Annotated in this window: 14 protein-coding genes; 13 read left to right on the forward strand and 1 reads right to left on the reverse strand. The window is 24.2% G+C overall.

The annotated features are described in order from the left end of the window. Positions 1-44: 44 nt before the first annotated feature. The 12 genes from nuoC (at position 45) to folC (ending at position 15,363) form a co-directional block, all read left to right on the forward strand. Complete coding sequence (gene nuoC / locus AB4W66_RS00675) at positions 45-1,835, forward strand: NADH-quinone oxidoreductase subunit C/D (RefSeq protein WP_367675074.1); 1,791 nt, start codon at positions 45-47, stop codon at positions 1,833-1,835. Positions 1,836-1,849: 14 nt separating this feature from the next. Next, positions 1,850-2,344: an NADH-quinone oxidoreductase subunit NuoE gene (gene nuoE, locus AB4W66_RS00680; RefSeq protein WP_367674979.1), complete on the forward strand. Its 495-nt coding sequence runs from the start codon at positions 1,850-1,852 to the stop codon at positions 2,342-2,344. Continuing rightward, the gene (nuoF, locus tag AB4W66_RS00685) at positions 2,341-3,624 is read left to right on the forward strand and encodes an NADH-quinone oxidoreductase subunit NuoF (RefSeq protein ID WP_367674980.1); all 1,284 of its coding nucleotides are present in this window, start codon (positions 2,341-2,343) and stop codon (positions 3,622-3,624) included. The genes nuoE and nuoF overlap by 4 nt, the downstream gene beginning before the upstream one ends. Before the next feature lie 109 nt (positions 3,625-3,733). Further along, entirely contained in the window at positions 3,734-6,499 is a 2,766-nt protein-coding gene (gene nuoG / locus AB4W66_RS00690) for an NADH-quinone oxidoreductase subunit NuoG (RefSeq protein ID WP_367674981.1), read from the forward strand. After that, on the forward strand, positions 6,496-7,461 hold the full coding sequence (nuoH, locus tag AB4W66_RS00695; RefSeq protein ID WP_367674982.1) for an NADH-quinone oxidoreductase subunit NuoH: 966 nt from the start codon (positions 6,496-6,498) through the stop codon (positions 7,459-7,461). Before nuoG ends, nuoH begins: the two co-directional genes overlap by 4 nt. A 14-nt stretch (positions 7,462-7,475) precedes the next feature. Further along, positions 7,476-8,018 carry an NADH-quinone oxidoreductase subunit NuoI gene (nuoI, locus tag AB4W66_RS00700; RefSeq protein WP_367674983.1) on the forward strand — a complete coding sequence of 181 codons (543 nt, stop codon included), beginning with the start codon at positions 7,476-7,478 and terminating at the stop codon, positions 8,016-8,018. Between the two features lie 12 nt (positions 8,019-8,030). Then, complete coding sequence (locus AB4W66_RS00705) at positions 8,031-8,528, forward strand: NADH-quinone oxidoreductase subunit J (protein ID WP_367674984.1); 498 nt, start codon at positions 8,031-8,033, stop codon at positions 8,526-8,528. Positions 8,529-8,565: 37 nt separating this feature from the next. Next, positions 8,566-8,868, forward strand: a complete 303-nt coding sequence (gene nuoK / locus AB4W66_RS00710; protein ID WP_367674985.1) for an NADH-quinone oxidoreductase subunit NuoK — start codon at positions 8,566-8,568, stop codon at positions 8,866-8,868. After that, positions 8,865-10,730: an NADH-quinone oxidoreductase subunit L gene (locus AB4W66_RS00715; RefSeq protein WP_367674986.1), complete on the forward strand. Its 1,866-nt coding sequence runs from the start codon at positions 8,865-8,867 to the stop codon at positions 10,728-10,730. The genes nuoK and AB4W66_RS00715 overlap by 4 nt, the downstream gene beginning before the upstream one ends. A gap of 107 nt (positions 10,731-10,837) precedes the next feature. Continuing rightward, positions 10,838-12,340 (forward strand): NuoM family protein, encoded by a 1,503-nt coding sequence (locus AB4W66_RS00720; RefSeq protein ID WP_367674987.1) that lies wholly within the window; start codon positions 10,838-10,840, stop codon positions 12,338-12,340. Between the two features lie 57 nt (positions 12,341-12,397). Beyond that, positions 12,398-13,858 (forward strand): NADH-quinone oxidoreductase subunit N, encoded by a 1,461-nt coding sequence (locus AB4W66_RS00725; RefSeq protein WP_367674988.1) that lies wholly within the window; start codon positions 12,398-12,400, stop codon positions 13,856-13,858. A 227-nt stretch (positions 13,859-14,085) separates the two neighbouring features. After that, positions 14,086-15,363 carry a bifunctional tetrahydrofolate synthase/dihydrofolate synthase gene (folC, locus tag AB4W66_RS00730; RefSeq protein WP_367674989.1) on the forward strand — a complete coding sequence of 426 codons (1,278 nt, stop codon included), beginning with the start codon at positions 14,086-14,088 and terminating at the stop codon, positions 15,361-15,363. Between the two features lie 49 nt (positions 15,364-15,412). On the opposite strand, the gene AB4W66_RS00735 is transcribed toward folC, so the two are convergent. Further along, positions 15,413-16,360, reverse strand: coding sequence for a ribose-phosphate pyrophosphokinase (locus tag AB4W66_RS00735; protein ID WP_367674990.1), 948 nt, complete (start codon positions 16,358-16,360; stop codon positions 15,413-15,415). 292 nt (positions 16,361-16,652) lie between these two features. Here AB4W66_RS00735 and prfA point away from each other — a divergent pair, with 292 nt between their 5' ends. After that, positions 16,653-17,738 (forward strand): peptide chain release factor 1, encoded by a 1,086-nt coding sequence (gene prfA / locus AB4W66_RS00740; protein WP_367674991.1) that lies wholly within the window; start codon positions 16,653-16,655, stop codon positions 17,736-17,738. The last annotated feature ends 144 nt before the right edge of the window (positions 17,739-17,882 follow it).

Consider the following 17,882-nt stretch of genomic DNA (forward strand, 5'->3'; position numbering starts at 1 on the left):
TTAAATCGAATAAAATAACGAATATTATTCAAGAAAAGCATTCTATGAAAAGACAAGATAAAAAAAGAAATATTCAAGAAAAAGTTGATTTTAGAGATGAAGTAATAAAGGAAATTAATTCTTATTTTAAAGGAAATAAGTTTTTTTTTCAATTTTCTAAAACTGGATTTCCTATTGTTTGGATTCCAAGAGAAATGTTGTTAGAAGTAGTTAATTTTTTAAAAATCATTCTTTATAATCCTTACAATATACTTTTTGATTTACATGCAATTGATGAACGTGTTCGTGTTTTTAAAAATGTATTACCTATATCTGATTTTACAGTATTTTATCATTTTATTTCTATTTCAAGAAATAATGATTTAATGTTAAAAGTTTCTTTATCTGAAAATGATCTAAATATTCCTACTTTAACAAAAATTTATTTGAATTCTAATTGGTACGAAAGAGAAGTTTGGGATATGTTTGGTATTACTTTTTTAGGGCATCCAAATTTAACTAGAATTATTATGCCAAATACTTGGGAAGGACATCCTTTAAGAAAGGATTATCCAGCTAGAGCAACAGAGTTAGATCCTTTTTTTTTAACTAAAGAGAAAGAAGATAATGAAATTGAATCTTTAAAATTTAAACCAGAAATATGGGGTATGAAAAAAAAGCATAAGAATAATAATTTTATGTTTTTAAATTTAGGACCCAATCACCCTTCTGTACATGGTGTATTTAGAATTGTTTTACAGTTAGATGGAGAAGAAATTATTGATTGTGTTCCTGATATTGGTTACCACCATCGTGGAGCTGAAAAAATGGCTGAACGTCAAACATGGCATACATATATTCCTTACACTGATCGAATAGAATATTTAGGTGGTTGTGTGAATGAAATGCCATATGTTTTAGCTATTGAAAAATTGGCTAATATACAAGTTCCAGAAAGAGCAAAAGTTATTAGAATAATGTTATCGGAACTATTTCGAATAAACAGTCATTTATTATGTATTTCTACTTTTATTCAAGATGTAGGTTTAATGACTCCGGTTTTTTTAGCATTTACGGATAGACAGAAAATTTATGATGTTATTGAATCAATAACTGGAGCAAGAATGCATCCTGCATGGTTTAGAATTGGTGGAGTAGCTGATGATTTACCAAAAGGATGGAATAATCTTTTAAAAAAATTTTTATCTTGGATTCCTAAACGTATTGATTTTTATTTAAAATCAGCATTACAAAATACAATTTTAATTTCTCGTTCGAAAGGAGTTGCTTCTTATTCTAAAGAAGAAGCGTTGTCATGGGGAATTACTGGTTCTGGACTTCGTGCTACTGGAGTAGATTTTGATATTAGAAAATCTAGACCATATTCTGGATATGAAAATTTTTTGTTTGATATACCGATAGGAAATGGTGTAAGTGATTGTTATTCTAGAATAATGTTAAAAGTAGAAGAAATTTATCAAAGTTTGAATATTTTAGAACAATGCTTGGAAAATATGCCTGAAGGTTCATACAAAGCAGATCATCCTTTGACGACTCCACCTGTTAAAGAGTTATCCCTTCATAATATTGAAACTATGATAACTCATTTTTTACAAGTTTCTTGGGGACCTATTTTTGATCCTGAAGAAAGTTTTCAGATGATTGAAGCTACTAAAGGAATTAATAGTTATTACTTAATTAGTGATGGAAACACCTGTAGTTATCGAACTAGAATACGTACTCCTAGTTTTGCACACTTACAGCAAATTCCTTCAGTTATTCGAGGTAGTTTAATTTCTGATTTAATTGCTTATTTAGGAAGTATTGATTTTGTAATGTCTGATGTTGACCGATAAGAAGTCTAAAAATTATGAAAAATAAAATAATACCTACAAATTTTGATTTAAGTGAAAATGAAAAAAAAGAAATTAAAGAGAAAAAAAAATGTTATCTTAATTCTAGAGCAGCTTCTATAGAAGCATTAAAAATTGTTCAAAAAAAAAGAGGTTGGGTATCTTTAAATTCTATTTATGCAATTGCTAAATTATTGAGTTTACCGCCTGTAGAAATAGAAGAAATTGCTACTTTTTATAATCATATATATAGACAACCAGTTGGAAGAAATGTTATTCGCTATTGTGATAGTATGGTTTGTTATATTACTGGATATATTGAAATAAAAAATGAATTAAAAAGAATATTAAAGATTAATATAGGGGAAACGACTATAGATAATAGATTTACTTTACTGCCAACTTGTTGTTTAGGTTGTTGTGACAAATCTCCAGCAATGATGATAAATGATAAAACTTATACTAAATTAACTGTAGGATTAATACCAATTTTATTAGAGAAACATCAATGAAAGATGTAATAAAAAAAGAAACACATCCTCTTACTTGGTGGATAAAAAATAATAAGAATAATACAATTTGGATTAAAGAATATGTAAGTACGATTGGATACTTGTCATTTAAAAAAGTTTTAAAATCCTATTCTCCTAAAGAAGTAATTAAACTAATTATTTTGTCTGGATTAAAGGGAAGAGGTGGGGCTGGTTTTCCTACAGGGATTAAATGGAAATTAGTTTCTAATCAAGAAAAAGTATTTCCTCATTATTTATTGTGTAATGCTGATGAAATGGAACCTGGTACTTATAAAGACCGCTTTTTAATGGAAAAAATACCTCATCAATTGATTGAAGGGATTTTAATTTCTGCTTACGCTATTGGATCTTCTTGTGGTTATATTTTTTTGAGAGGGGAATATGTAGATGCTGAACGAATACTAAAAAGAGCAATAGAAGAAGCAAAGAATTTTGGTTTTTTAGGTAAAAATATACTAGGAACTGATTTCAATTTTAATTTATTTTTGCATAGTGGTGCTGGACGATATATTTGTGGTGAAGAAACTGCTTTAATTAATTCTTTAGAAGGTAGAAGAGCAACTCCAAGATCAAAACCTCCATTTCCTGCTGTTAGTGGACTTTGGGGAAAACCTACTTGTATTAATAATGTTGAAACATTGTCAAATGTTCCGTCAATTTTTCTTCATGGAATAGATTGGTATAAAAATTTATCTAATAGCGAAGATTCTGGTACAAAGATGATGGGTTTTTCAGGGAAAGTAAAAAACCCTGGAATTTGGGAAGTTCCATTAGGAATCACTGCTAGAGAAATATTAGAAGAATATGCAGGTGGAATGCAATATGGATACATTTTAAAAACTTGGTTGCCAGGAGGAGCAAGTACTAATTTTTTGATTCAAAAACATTTAGATATGAAAATGGACTTTTCTAGCTTTATGAAAATTGGTAGTAGATTAGGTACTGGGATGGCAATGGCAGTACATCAAGAAATTAATATAGTATCTTTATTAAAAAATTTGGAAATATTTTTTTCTAGAGAATCGTGTGGTTGGTGCACTCCCTGTCGAGATGGATTGCCATGGATCGTAAAAATTTTAAGTTCTTTAGAGAAAAAAAAAGGAAAATTAGAAGATATTCTTTTGATAGAAGAATTATGTTTATATTTAGGACCTGGAAAAACGTTTTGTGCACATGCTCCAGGAGCAATATTACCTTTAAAAAGTGCGTTATTTTATTTTCGTAATGAATTTGAAGCAGGTGTAAAAATAAATAAGTAGTTTTTTATTTATTTTTTAAGACTAAAATTAAATTAAATTAATTTTAATTAAAACTAATTTTTATAGTATAAATACAAACCTTCATCTAACATTTTGGAATTTTTTTTTAATGACTATAATTGTTATAAACAATAATCGGTATAATGCAAAGAAAAAAAATAATTTATTGTCTTCTTGTTTGTCTGTAGGAGTTGATGTTCCATATTTTTGTTGGCATCCAGAATTAGGTAGTATAGGTTCCTGTAGACAATGTGCTGTAAAGGTTCATTTTGATAAAAGCGATAAAATTGGACAAATAGTTATGTCCTGTATGACTCCTATAACAGATAATATGATTGTATTTACTGAAACTAGTGATGTTTTGAATTTTAGAAAATCAATCATTGAATTATTAATGATAAATCATCCTCATGATTGTCCTGTTTGTGAAGAAGGTGGCAATTGTCATCTTCAAGATATGACTGTTATGAATAAATATTATTCTCGTAGATATATATATAAAAAAAAAACACATAAAAATCAGTTTATTGGTCCATTTATTTCACATAATATGAACCGTTGTATTAGTTGTCACCGTTGTGTTAGATATTATAAAGATTATTCTGGAGGAGAAGATTTTGGTGTATTTGGCTCAAAAGATAATCTTTATTTTGGTAGATTAAAAGACGGTTTTTTAAAAAATGAACATTCTGGGAATTTGATTGAAGTATGTCCTACTGGGGTGTTTACAGACAAAACTAGTTCTGAAAATTATAGTAGAAAATGGGATATGCAGTACGCACCTAGCATTTGTTCACATTGTAGTGTTGGTTGTAATATTTTAGCAGGAGAAAGATATGGAAAATTGGTTAAAATAGAAAATAGATATCATGGAGACATTAATCATTATTTTATTTGTGATCGAGGTAGGTTTGGTTATGGTTATGCTAATAGGATGGATAATCCTAAGATAGTAACTACTAAAAATATAAATTTTAAAAATGATTTAAGTAGATTGCAAATAGATGTAAAATCGGCAATTAATAAGTGTAGAAAATTTTTAAAAAACTCTTCTAGAGTTATTGGGATTGGTTCATCAAGAGCTAGTATAGAAAGCAATTATGCTTTATTTAATTTTGTAGGTGAAGAGAATTTTTTTGTTGACAGTACTGAAATTGAAAATTCTTGTATTCAATTAATTATTAAAATTTTAAAAGAGAGCGGAATATATACTCCAACATTGCGTGAAATAGAGAGTTACGACTGTATTTTTATATTAGGTGAAGATGTTACAAATACATCTCCTCGTATTGCTTTGTCAGTTCGTCAAGCAGTAAATAATTGTTCTTTTGGTTTTAGCAGTGATGATAGAAAGGAAATTATTCCTACTTGGCATAGCATGGCTAAATTGTATGCTAAAAATAATATAAAAAACCCTTTGTTTATTACTAGTACAGATGCTACTTCTCTTGATAAAATTTCAAAATGGAGTTTTATATCTTCTATTGAAGAACAAATTAACTTAATAAGTTTTATTGAAAGAAAACTTAATTCAAATGTATTTGAATCAGAAATTTTTGATGTTTCTTTACAGTCAAAAATTGAAGTGATTGTTGATGCTTTTTTAAAATCTAAAAAAGTATTAATTATATCAGGATCTCATGCAGGAGATATTAGATTCATTGAATCTGCATTTAATTTATCTAAATCTTTAATAAAAAGAGGTATTGAAACAGGAATAACTTTATTAACTTCAAATGTTAATAGTATTGGATTAGGAATGATTGGAACTAAATCAATTGAAACAGGAATTAAAAAAATTTTAGATGAAAAAAAAACAACTACATTAATAATTTTAGAAAATGATTTGTATCGGTTTATTTCAAAAGAAAAAATTGATTACGTACTTTCAAATTTTGATTCTATTGTTATTGATCATCAAAATACAAATACTTTTAAAAATGGAAGTGTAAGTTTTCCATGTTCTAATTTTTTTGAAAGTACAGGGACTGTTATGAACCATGAAGTTAGAGCACAGAGATTTTTTCAAGTATATGATCCTCAATTTTATTTAAAAAATAATGTAGTATTAGATAGTTGGAAATGGATTCATATTTTAGAATCTAAAATTAAAAAAAGATCATTTTCATGGATTAGTACAGAAGATGTTATTAGTTCTTTAATAAAATCTTTTCCATCTTTAACGAAGATAAAAGAAGCTTCTTATAATTCTAATTTTAGAATTAAAGGTCAAAAAATTGCTCGTTCCCCACATCGTTATAGTGGAAGAACTGCACAATTTTCTGATAAAAATATACATGAAAAAAGTCAACCAATTGACATTAATTCGATGTTCTCTTTTTCTATGGAAGGAAATAATCAATTGTCTGAAACTTCTTCTCAAATACCTTTTTCTTGGTTTCCTGGTTGGAATTCACTACAATCTTGGAATAAGTTTCAAGATGAAATAGCAGGAAATTTAAAAAATGGAAATCCTGGAATTAGGATATTAGATAATGTAAAAAATTGTAATATTAAGAATATAAATTCTATTTCTAATTTTCAAAAAACTATCTTTAATGAAAATAATTTTTTAGTAGTTCCTTTTTATACTTTATTTAATAGCGAAGAATTATCTAGTCGTTCCGAATTGATAAGAAAAAATTTTAATAAAGAAAATTTTGCGAGAATTTCAATTTTTGACGCTAGAAAACTTGATTTGTTTGAAGGTGATATAATTCAATTTTATTGTTTAGATACGAAGTTTGTATTATATGTGGAAATTTCTAAATTTTTAAAATCTGGTCACATAGGATTATCTGTAGGAAATTCTAATATTCCATTATTTTTATTGGGTAGAAAAATAACGAATCTTCGGAAAAAGGATCAAACATGAAGATTATTAATAACACAAAAGACATATTTTCTCCAATGGCTACAGTCATATTTTTTTTTTCAATTATTTTTTTTTCAGCTTTTTTAAGTTTTTTTGAAAGAAGATTATTAGCGTTGTTTCAAAATCGATATGGACCTAATAGAGTTGGAAAATATGGTTTATTACAAGTTATAGCTGATATGATTAAAATATTTTTTAAAGAAGATTGGATTCCTACTTTTTCAAACCTTTTATTTTTTGTTATGGCCCCAGTAATTTCTTTTGTTTGTTTATTAGTTGTTATGTGTATTATTCCGATAAACGAAAATTGGATGGTGGTTCATTTAAATATTGGAATTTTGTTTTTTTTTATGATGGCTTCTTTATCTGTATATGGGATTTTATTTGCTGGTTGGTCTAGTGGTAATAAGTATGCATTACTTGGTTCTTTAAGAGCAGTAGCACAAACATTAAGTTATGAAATTTTTTTAGGTTTATCAGTAATGGGTGTTGTAGTTAGAGCAGGTTCATTCGATTTAGTGGACATTATTGAAAGTCAAAGAGAAATATGGAATTTTTTTCCTCAATTTATTGGTTTTTTATCCTTTTTTATATCTAGTTTAGCACTATGTCATAGACATCCTTTTGATCAACCAGAATCTGAACAAGAGTTATCAAATGGATATCATATAGAATATTCAGGAGTAAAATTTGGTTTATTTTTTATTGCAGAATATATTTCTATAATTACAACTTCATCTTTAATAACAACAATTTTTTTTGGAGGATATTTAGGGCCATTTACGTCTTCTTTTTTTTGTTATTTTATAAAAACTTTTTTATTTATATGTTTATTTATTTTAGTAAGAGCATCTTTGCCAAGACCTAGATATGATCAAATTATGCGTTTTGGATGGCAGTTTTGTTTTCCTTTAACATTATTAAATCTATTTTTTACGGTTTTTTTTAGAATTTTTGTATAATGGTGGATAAATCAATGATATTTAAAAAAGTAATTTTGATTTTTTTTAGTCAATTGCGAAGTATGTATATGGTTTTTATGAATATTTTTTCTAGAAGAGAAACAATGATGTATCCTGAAACACCAGTTAAATTATCAAATCGAAATAGAGGAAGAATAGTACTAACTCGTAATTCTGATGGTAGTGAACGATGTGTAGCTTGTAATTTGTGTTCAGTTGTTTGTCCGGTTGATTGTATTACGTTGCAGAAATCAGAAAATAAGTCAGGTAGATCTTATCCTAAATTTTTTAGGATCAATCTTTCTCGTTGTATTTTTTGTGGTCTTTGTGAAGAATCCTGTCCTACATTAGCAATTCAATTAACGAAAGATTGTGAATTATCTGAATTTAAAAGAGAACATTTAATTTATGAAAAAGAGGATTTGTTAATTTCTGGAACTGGGAAAAAAGATAATTATAATTTTTATAATGTTTCTGGGGTTTCTATAGAAGATAAATCTATTGGAGATTCGAAAAATGAATTTAAGCCAATTAGTGTTAAAAATTTATTACCATGAGGAAAATATTGAATGGAATTAACTTTTTATATTTTTGGAGCGATTTCAATATTATCTACATTTTTGATAATATTTAGTTTTGATGTTATGTATTCTTTGTTGTATTTTTTGATATCAATATTATCTACTTCAGGAATTTTTTTTTCGTTAGGCGCTTATTTTCCTGGAGTAATAGAAATAGTAATTTATATTGGTGCCATAATGGTGTTATTTGTTTTTTCTTTTATGACATTAAATTTAAAAAAAAAATCTGAAAACGGAAAAAGTAAATGTATATTTTTAATAAATTGGAAAATTTTTTCATTAGTATTAATCATATTATTTTCTAGTATTATATACGGTTTATTGTTATTAAATAATAGAGAAATAATTTTTATATCTGAATCGGATAACATTAGAAGATTTGGAAATAAATTATTGAGTTCGTATGCCATATTAGTTGAGTTTATTTCTATGATTTTATTATCTGGAATAGTAATTGCATTTCATATCGGAAAAAAAAATAAATAAATTTAGTCAATTATATTTTTGATTAAGGACATATTATATGATTCCTATACAACATGGTTTATTATTGTCTACATTATTGTATTTTTTAGGATTGTTTTTAGTATTAACTCGTCGTAATTTTTTATTTATATTAATTGGGTTAGAAATAATAAATAATGCTTGTTCTTTGATTTTAGTTATTACAGGTAATTATGTTCATCAATTAGACGGTCAAATATTATATTTATTAACAATTACATTATCAGCTATTGAAGCTGGAATTGGATTAGCTCTTTTAATTCAGATGCATCGTTGTTATAAGACATTAAATATTGATGTTTTAAGTGAGACTTGTGAATGAATAATATAAGTAGCATTATTTTTTTTCCTTTGTTAGGGTTTTTTATTTTATCTATTTTTCAAAGAAAATTATCAAATTTTTTCTCTGCTTTAATTGGAATAGGTTCGATTTTTTCTTCATTAACAATAATTTTTTACGTTGTTTTTTATTTTTTTAATAGTTCTACTTTTTGTTTTTTTTCTCAACATATTGAACTATGGAATAATATTCAATCTTTAAATCTTAATTTTAATTTATTAATGGATAAATTTTCAGTTTTTATGTTATTAATGGTTGGTTCAATTGGTTTTTTAATACATGTTTTTTCTTATTGGTACATGAAATCTGAAGAAGAATTTTCTACTTTTTTTTCTTATATGAATCTTTTTATGGCCAGTATGTTTTTATTAGTATTATCTGATAATTTACTATTGATGTATTTTGCTTGGGAATTAGTAGGTTTATGTTCTTATTTACTTATTGGTTTTTATCATAAGAAAAAAGAAAGTTATAAATCTGCTATGAAAGCTTTTATAATGACTCGAATAGGAGATGTATTTTTTTGTCTATCCATTTTTATTTTGTATTCTCGTTTTGAGACTGTAAATTTAAATGATTTAAAAAATTTGATAAATAATGGATTATTAATTAATGATTGGAAATTTCATTTTTCTATTTTTTGTCTTTTGATTGCAGCAATTACTAAGTCAGCTCAGATTCCGTTACAAACATGGTTGCCTGATGCTATGGTTGGTCCAACTCCTGTTTCAGCTTTAATACATGCATCAACTATGATTACTGCAGGTGTATATTTAATTGTTCGAACTAATTTTTTGTTTTCAACTTCTCCGATTGTTTTATGTTTTACAGGTGTTATTGGAACTTTAACTGTTCTTTTTTCTTGTTTTTCAGCTTTATTTGAAAATAATATAAAAAAAATTTTAGCTTATTCTACGATGAGTCAGATTGGATATATGTTTATAGCGATTTCTGTAAAATGTTGGAATGCTGCTATTATGCATTTAGTTACTCATTCTTTTTTTAAGTCTTTATTATTTTTAAGTTCTGCTTCTATAATTTCTTTTTTTAATGGAGAAGAAAATATTTTTAAAATGGGTGGTTTAATAAAAAAACAACCATTTCTTTATTTTTGTTTTTTAGTTGGAGGTTCCTCATTAAGTTCCTTGCCATTGATAACTTCAGGTTTTTATACTAAAGGTGAAATTTTATATCTTTTATTAGAAAATAAAAAATGGTTTTTTCTTTTTTCATCTCTTTTAGGAGTTTTATTAACTTCGATATATACATTTAGAATGATTTTTTTGATTTTTTATGTAAAAAATGAAAAACAAAAATTTTTTTATTTAAATAAAGGTTTTTTTCATACTTTTCCGCTTTTTATTTTATTAGTTTTTTCAACTTTTTTCATTATGTTATTTCCACCATTTTCTAGTTTATTTTTTGATTTTTATAATAAAAATAATATTTTTACAAGAAGGAGTTTTTTAGAATTTGTATCAAGTCTTCTTTCTATTATAGGTTTGTTAATTTCTTATGATTTGTATGTCAATAAGAAAAATTTTTTTTATAAATTTTTAAAAAATAAAAATTTTATAAATAATTTTTGTTATCTTAATCAAAATTTTGGATTTGATTTTTTTTATGATTTTGTTTTTGTAAAATCTTATTTTTTTATTGTAAAAAAAGTTTCTTTCGATCCATTTAGATATTTGTTTTCCTTTTTTTATTTTTTTGTAGTTTTTTTTTATAAAATATTTTTATGTTTAGTAAAAAATACTTTATCTTGGCATATTTTATTTTTTATATTTGGAGTTTCTTTTTTTTGTTTATTTTTTAGTTTTTTATTTTTTTTATTTCATTAATTTTACTAATATTAATTTAAAATTATTTTTTTAAAAAATTGACGAATTATTGAATTTTAAATAATTAAAACTTCTAAGTAATATTTTACAACAGGATTATAATTTCAATGTCACTTCTTTTTTTAGTTATTATTCCGTATATCGGAGGTTTTTTTTCTTTCTTTTTAAATAGGTTTTGTAGTCGTTTTTCACCTCGTTGGAATGCTTTATTTTTTACGACAAGTACATTTTTTCTTGTTATTATTTTTTTATATAAAAATTATTTGTATTTAAAATGTATAAAAAACAATTCTAATCAATGGATATCTGAATTTATTTTTCCTTGGATACCTCAGTTGGGTATTGATTTTCATTTAGCAATAGACGGATTATCATTGTTAATGATTTTATTAGTTTCTTTTTTAGGAGTTGTTTCGGTTTTATGTTCATGGTTCGAAAAAAATAAATCCATGCATGTTTTTTATTTTCATCTTCTTTTTATTATTGGTAGTGTAATTGGAACATTTTTATCAGTTGATTTATTTTTGTTTTTTTGTTTTTGGGAATTAACAATTATTCCAATTTATTTTTTAATTATTTTTTGGGGGGAACCGGATAAATGTATTAAAGATAAAAATAAATACTTAGTTAAAGTTGCAAATAAATTTGTTACATATAGTTTAATTTCTGGTTTATTAATGTTATTGTCTATCTTTGGATTAGTGATTAATTACTATAATATTAGCTCAAATTTTTCTTTTGATTATCAGACTTTACTAAAAGTTTCTTTAGATCCAAACTTAGAATTATTTTTAATGATTTGTTTTTTCTTATCATTTATTATAAAAATGCCAATTGTTCCTTTTCACTCTTGGCTTCCTGATTTGTTAATGAATTCACCAAAATCTGGATCTGTAGATATAGTTGGAATTATTATAAAAACTTCTTTATATGGATTATTACGATTTTGTGTTCCGTTATTTCCTCATTCTTTTTCTAAAATTGTTCCATTTGCAATTTTTCTTGGTATTTTTACTGCTTTTTATGCATCTTGGGTGGCCTATTCTCAAACGAACATAAAACGATTAATTGCTTATATTTCTATTTCTCATATGGGGATGATGTTAGCAGCTATTTATAGTGGAAAAAGTTTATTAATATATCAAGGTATAGTAATACAAATAATTGTACAAAGTTTAACTACTTCTGCTTTAATAATAATTTTTGGAAAATTATATAAAAAAATCAATTCCATGAATATTAAAGACATGGGAGGATTATGGTTTAATTTGAATTGGTTACCTGGTTTATCTTTATTTTTTTTAATTTCTAACATTTCTATTCCTGGTTCAGGGAATTTTGTTGGTGAGTTTATGACTTTGTTGGGAATGTTTAAATTTTCTAATTTTTTATCATTTATGTTTTTATTTTTATCTATTTTTTCTTCTTTATATTCCTTTAATTTAATGCATAGAATTTATTATGGAAGAGAAAAAAAAATTCATTTTATTGAAGAAAAATTTATTACGAAAAGTGAATTTTTGATATTTTTTTCCTTTGTTTTTTTAATTTTGTTGATAGGAATTTTTCCAAAATTAATTTTGGACATTTTATATATTAATACAATTTAAAAGTAAAAAAACAATTCAATTTTCATTATTTTGATTAATTTAAGGTTGCAGAAACTAATGATTATTATCAATAAAGAATTAACTGCATTATTTCCGTTTTTTTTGTTTTTTTTAAATATAATTACGTTAACTTTATTAATTTCTTATTCAGTTACAAATGTTAAAAATTTAATTTTTACTGCTTTTTCTATTTTTTTTAGTTTTTTATCTTTATTTTTTATCATTAATAAAGATCCTATTGATATTAATTATTTATTGAGAATTGATAAATATTCAATCTTTTATTCTAAAGTTTTTTTAGTTTTTAGTTTTATAATTTGTATTATGTCATATTCTTCTTTGAAAGATAAAAAAAATGATCATTCTCAATTTTATTTATTAATTTTATTGTCTACTCTTGGTTGTATTTTTTTAACCACAGTTAATAATTTGATTAGTTTATGTATTGGTATTGAATTAGTTAATATACCTTTATTAGGTTTAATTTGTTGTTTGGGAAATTATAAACAATCGTTGTCATCAACAATTAAATATATGGTTTTATCTAGTATATCTTTTTCGTTTTTGTTATTTGGAATTGCTTTGACATATTTGGTTTCTAGTGGTTTGTCTTTTTTTGAATTGCAAAGATCATTAAATTATCTTTCAAATGATAATTTGTATATATTATTATTTGGTATTGGTTTTATTTTTATTTCTTTTGCGTTTAAACTATCAATTTTTCCATTTGGATTGTGGATACCTGATATTTATAATGGTATGCATTCAATTGTATTAAGTTATTTTTCAACATTGTCTAAGTTATCTATTTTTGTTTCTTTTGTTCGATTAATTTTATATATACCTTATAGAAAAGGAAGAATATTATATTATTTATTAGAAATAATGGCGTTTTTTTCTATATTATTTGGAAATATAATGGCTTTATTTGAATCTAATTTTAAGAAGTTAATGAGTTATTCTTCGATGTCTAATTTTGGATATTTATTAGCTGTTTTATTGTCTTTTAATAGTTATCCCTTTTTTTTAGATGTTATTGCTATCTATATCTGTAGTTATCTAGCTAGTAATATTGGAATATTTTTTATAATGAATTTAGTTAGTATTAATAATAAAAAAAAGTTTAAAGAAAATATAATTGCTAGTTATAAAGGTTTATTTTGGAAAGATCCATTTCTTGCTGTTTCATTAACAATTATGTTATTTTCTTTATCAGGAATTCCTATAAATTTAGGTTTTATTAGTAAATTTTTGTTATTTTTTAGTATTTTTAGTTCTCATTTGTTTTTTTTAAGTTTTGTTGTATTTTTTTCTACTTTATTATCTTTTTATTATTACTTTAAAATTATTGTGAATTTATATTATTTTTCTTCAGAATGTGAAAAAGTTAGTTTTTTTACTCATATTAAAACTATTCCAGGATTTATTATTTTTTTATTAGATTTATTTTTAGTTTTTTTTGGTTTTTTTCCTTCTAATTTAATTGTTTTATTAAATGATGTAATAGTTTTTTTATAATATTTGAAGATTTTTTTTAAAAAATTTTTAAAAAAGTTTTGGTTTTATTTAATATAAAAACTGATTCAGTAGTTCAATAATATAATTAATATTATTTTTTAGTAGTAATTTTGTATATCAATTAAGAAAAGATAATTTATTTTAAAATATTTATTTTTAAAAAATATTAATTTTATGTATTAAAATTGTTTTTTAATTTTAAAAAGGTTATTTTTTATAAAAAATATATGAATGAAATTTATTTAAAAAAAAAAAATAGTTTAGATAATCGAAAATTATCTAAATTGCTATCAAAAATAGAATTACTTTCTAAGTATGTAGTAGTTAATAATTTATTTAATATAAGAAAAGTAGCTAAAAAATTAAATTTATTGAATTTTTCTTCTTTTATTTTTACTGTTACTGGAACTAACGGAAAAGGTTCAACTTGTTTTACATTAGAAAAGTATTTATTAATGTTAGGTTTAAGAGTTGGTTTGTACACTTCTCCACATTTAATTGAATACAAAGAAAGAGTTAGAATAAATGGAAAATGTTTAAATGAACAAAAACATTTTTTTTCTTTATCAAAAGTTTTATTAGCTAAAGAAAATATTTTATTAACTTATTTTGAAATCATTACTTTATCCTCTCTTTTATTATTTAAACAAGAAAAATTAGATGTAATAATTTTAGAAGTAGGAATAGGAGGTAGATTAGATGCAACTAATATAATTGATTCTGATATATCAATTATTACTAATATTGGATTAGATCATAAGGATTGTTTAGGTTCAAATAAAGATTCTATAGGATTTGAAAAATCTGGGATATTTCGAAAAAATAAAATTGCAATTTTTGGAGATTTAGATCTTCCTATTAGTGTTTATAAAGAATCTTTGAGAAAAAATGTTTATTTAAAACGATTTGGAAAAGATTGGAAAATAGAAAAAAAAGAACGTTATTGGAATTTTTTAAGTAGAAAAATTAAAATAAAAAAATTAAAATACGTTTCTTTTCCAGTAGAAAATTTTGCTTTGGCATTAGTTAGTTTACAGTTTTCTGGTTTTAAAATAGTAAATTCTTTAGTTAAAGAAATGATTGATTCAATTGTTGTACCTGGTCGTTTTCAAACTATATCTTTATCTCCGTGGATTATTTTAGATGTTTGTCACAATCCTCATGGAGCTTCTTATTTATCAAAAAGACTTTCTTTGATTAAAAAGAATAAAAAAATACATGTTTTAATAGGAATGTTAAAAGATAAAGATATTAAAGAAACTATTCTACCATTTATAAATTTGGTCGATTCGTGGACTTGTTCTAAATTAAATACAAATAGAAGTATTGGTTTAAAAGATTGGAAGGATTATTTGGATATTTTTGTTTTTTTTAAAAATAGTTGTAACGCTTTTTTTCATGTTTTGAATAATTCTAATAAAAATGATATTATTTTAGTGTATGGTTCTTTTTTTTTAATTTCAGAAATTTTATTTTTAATAAGTCATGGAAAAAATAATTATTAAATAGTTTTTTTAAAGTCTCAAGAAATTTTTCTCGAGACTAAATTTTTTTTTAATGTTCGAACATAGCAGAAATTGATTCTTCGTTGTTAATTCTTCTTATTGCTTCAGCTAGCATTGATGATAAAGTTAACGTACGAACATTTGGTAGTTTTTTAATTTCTTTTGGTAGTGGAATTGTATCGCAAACTATTACTTCATCAATTAGTGATTGTGTTAAATTTTTTATTGCGTTTCCAGAAAAAATAGGATGTGTTGCATAAGCTAAAACTCTATTAGCACCTTGTTTTTTTAAAGCTTTTGCTGCTTTAAATATCGTTTCTCCAGTATCGATCATATCATCAATTAGAATACAATCTCTTTTTTCTACATCTCCAATTATATTCATTATTTGTGAAACATTTGATTGAGGTCTTCTTTTATCTATTATTGCCATATCAGTATCGTCTAATAATTTAGCTATGGCTCTGGCTCGGACAACTCCTCCAATATCAGGAGAAACTATAATTGGTTTTTTTAATTCAATCTTTAACATGTCTTCTAATAATATTAAACTTCCGAAAACATTATCAACAGGTACATCAAAAAACCCTTGAATTTGTTCTGCATGTAGATCTACGGTTAATACTCTATCAACTCCAATACTAGAAATAAAATCGGCTACAACTTTTGCAGTTATTGGAACTCTTGCAGAACGAACTCTTCTATCTTGTCTAGAATAGCCAAAATAAGGAATTACTGCAGTAATTCTTCCAGCTGAGGCTCTTCTTAACGCATCTACCATTACTATTAATTCCATTAAATTATCGTTAGTAGGAGAACATGTTGATTGGATGATAAAAATATCTCCTCCACGAACGTTTTCATTAATTTGAACATTTATTTCTCCGTCACTAAATCTTCCGACTTCAGCATTTCCTAAAGAAGTATCTAATTCTTTAGCTATTTTTTTAGCTAAATTAGGGATTGCATTTCCTGAAAATAATTTCATATTTAGCATTTTTTTATTCCTTTATTTAGTTTTATTTTTTTAATATTTTTAAAAAGTATCAGTTAATTTTATTTGATTTTTTGTTTTTATGTTTTTAAGTATAGTTTATTTTTCGTTAAAATAGTAATTACAGTTTTTAAATTTAATTAAAAAAAAGTTTTTATTTTTTTTTAAAAGTATTGTTTTAATAAAAATAATTATTTTTTATTTAATAAAATTTTAAACTTATTGAAGTTATGTTAGAATTAAAATTCTATGTTTAACTGTTTTTTTATAACAAGATAGTTTTTTATTTAAAAAAATGAAAGATTCTATATTTATAAAATTACAATCACTGTATGAAAGACGTTTGAAATTAGAATTTTTACTTTCTAATAAAAATATTTTTTCTAATCAAGTAAAATATCTTTCTTTATCTAAAGAATATTTATTACTGTTAGATATAACAAATTATTTTATTTCTTGGAAAAAAGAAAAAAAGAATATTAAGGAATCTAAAGTTTTATTGTCTGATAGTGAAATCAAAGAATTAGCTAAAGAAGAGATTTTTTATTCTAAAAATAAGTTAATAGAATTAGAAAAAAAAATAAATTTATTACTTTTACCTCAAGATCCAAACGATAAATTAAGTTGTTTTATTGAAATTAGAGCAGCAACTGGTGGAGAAGAAGCATCTATTTTTGCAAAAGAATTATTTAGAATGTACACTCGTTATTCTGAAAAAAAAAAATGGGAATTTAAAACAATTAATTTTCATCAAAGCGAATGTGGTGGATATAGGGAAATCGTAGCAAAAATCCAAGGTAAAAATGTTTGTGGAAGATTAAAATTTGAATCTGGTGGACACAGAGTTCAAAGAGTTCCTAAAACGGAATCTCAAGGAAGAATACACACTTCTACTTGTACAGTGGCAATTATGCCTGAACTTTCTGTCGTAAAAAAAAGTAAAATTAATATTAATGATTTAAAAATTGATACTTTTCGTTCTTCTGGAGCGGGTGGACAACATGTAAATACTACAGACTCTGCAATTAGAATAACACATATTCCTACTGGACAAGTTGTAGAATGTCAAGATGAAAGATCTCAACATAAAAATAAATCTAAAGCTTTATCAGTTTTATCCGATAGAATTTATTCTGCTGAGTTATTAGATCTTCATAAAAAAGAATCTTCTATTAGAAAAAACCTATTAGGTAGTGGTGATAGATCAGATCGCATTCGAACTTATAATTTTCCGCAAAATAGAATAACGGACCATAGAATTAATTTAACCTTGCATAAGTTGGATAAAGTACTAGAAGGTAATTTAGATATTTTAATTGAAAATTTAATTAAAGAAAATAGAGCTGAACAATTATCTTGCATTTCTGAATCTGATTCATAATTTCTCATTTTTTAAAAAAAATATACAATTTTTAGTAAACCAATAGTTTCTTTTTAAATTATTATTAAAATTTAATATAATTAAATATTAATTATATTAATAAGAAAAAATAATTTAATTAATTATTTTAATAAAAAATAAATA

It is taken from the genome of Buchnera aphidicola (Tetraneura ulmi) (assembly GCF_964058925.1).
Classification (GTDB): Bacteria; Pseudomonadota; Gammaproteobacteria; order Enterobacterales; family Enterobacteriaceae; genus Buchnera_D; species Buchnera_D aphidicola_B.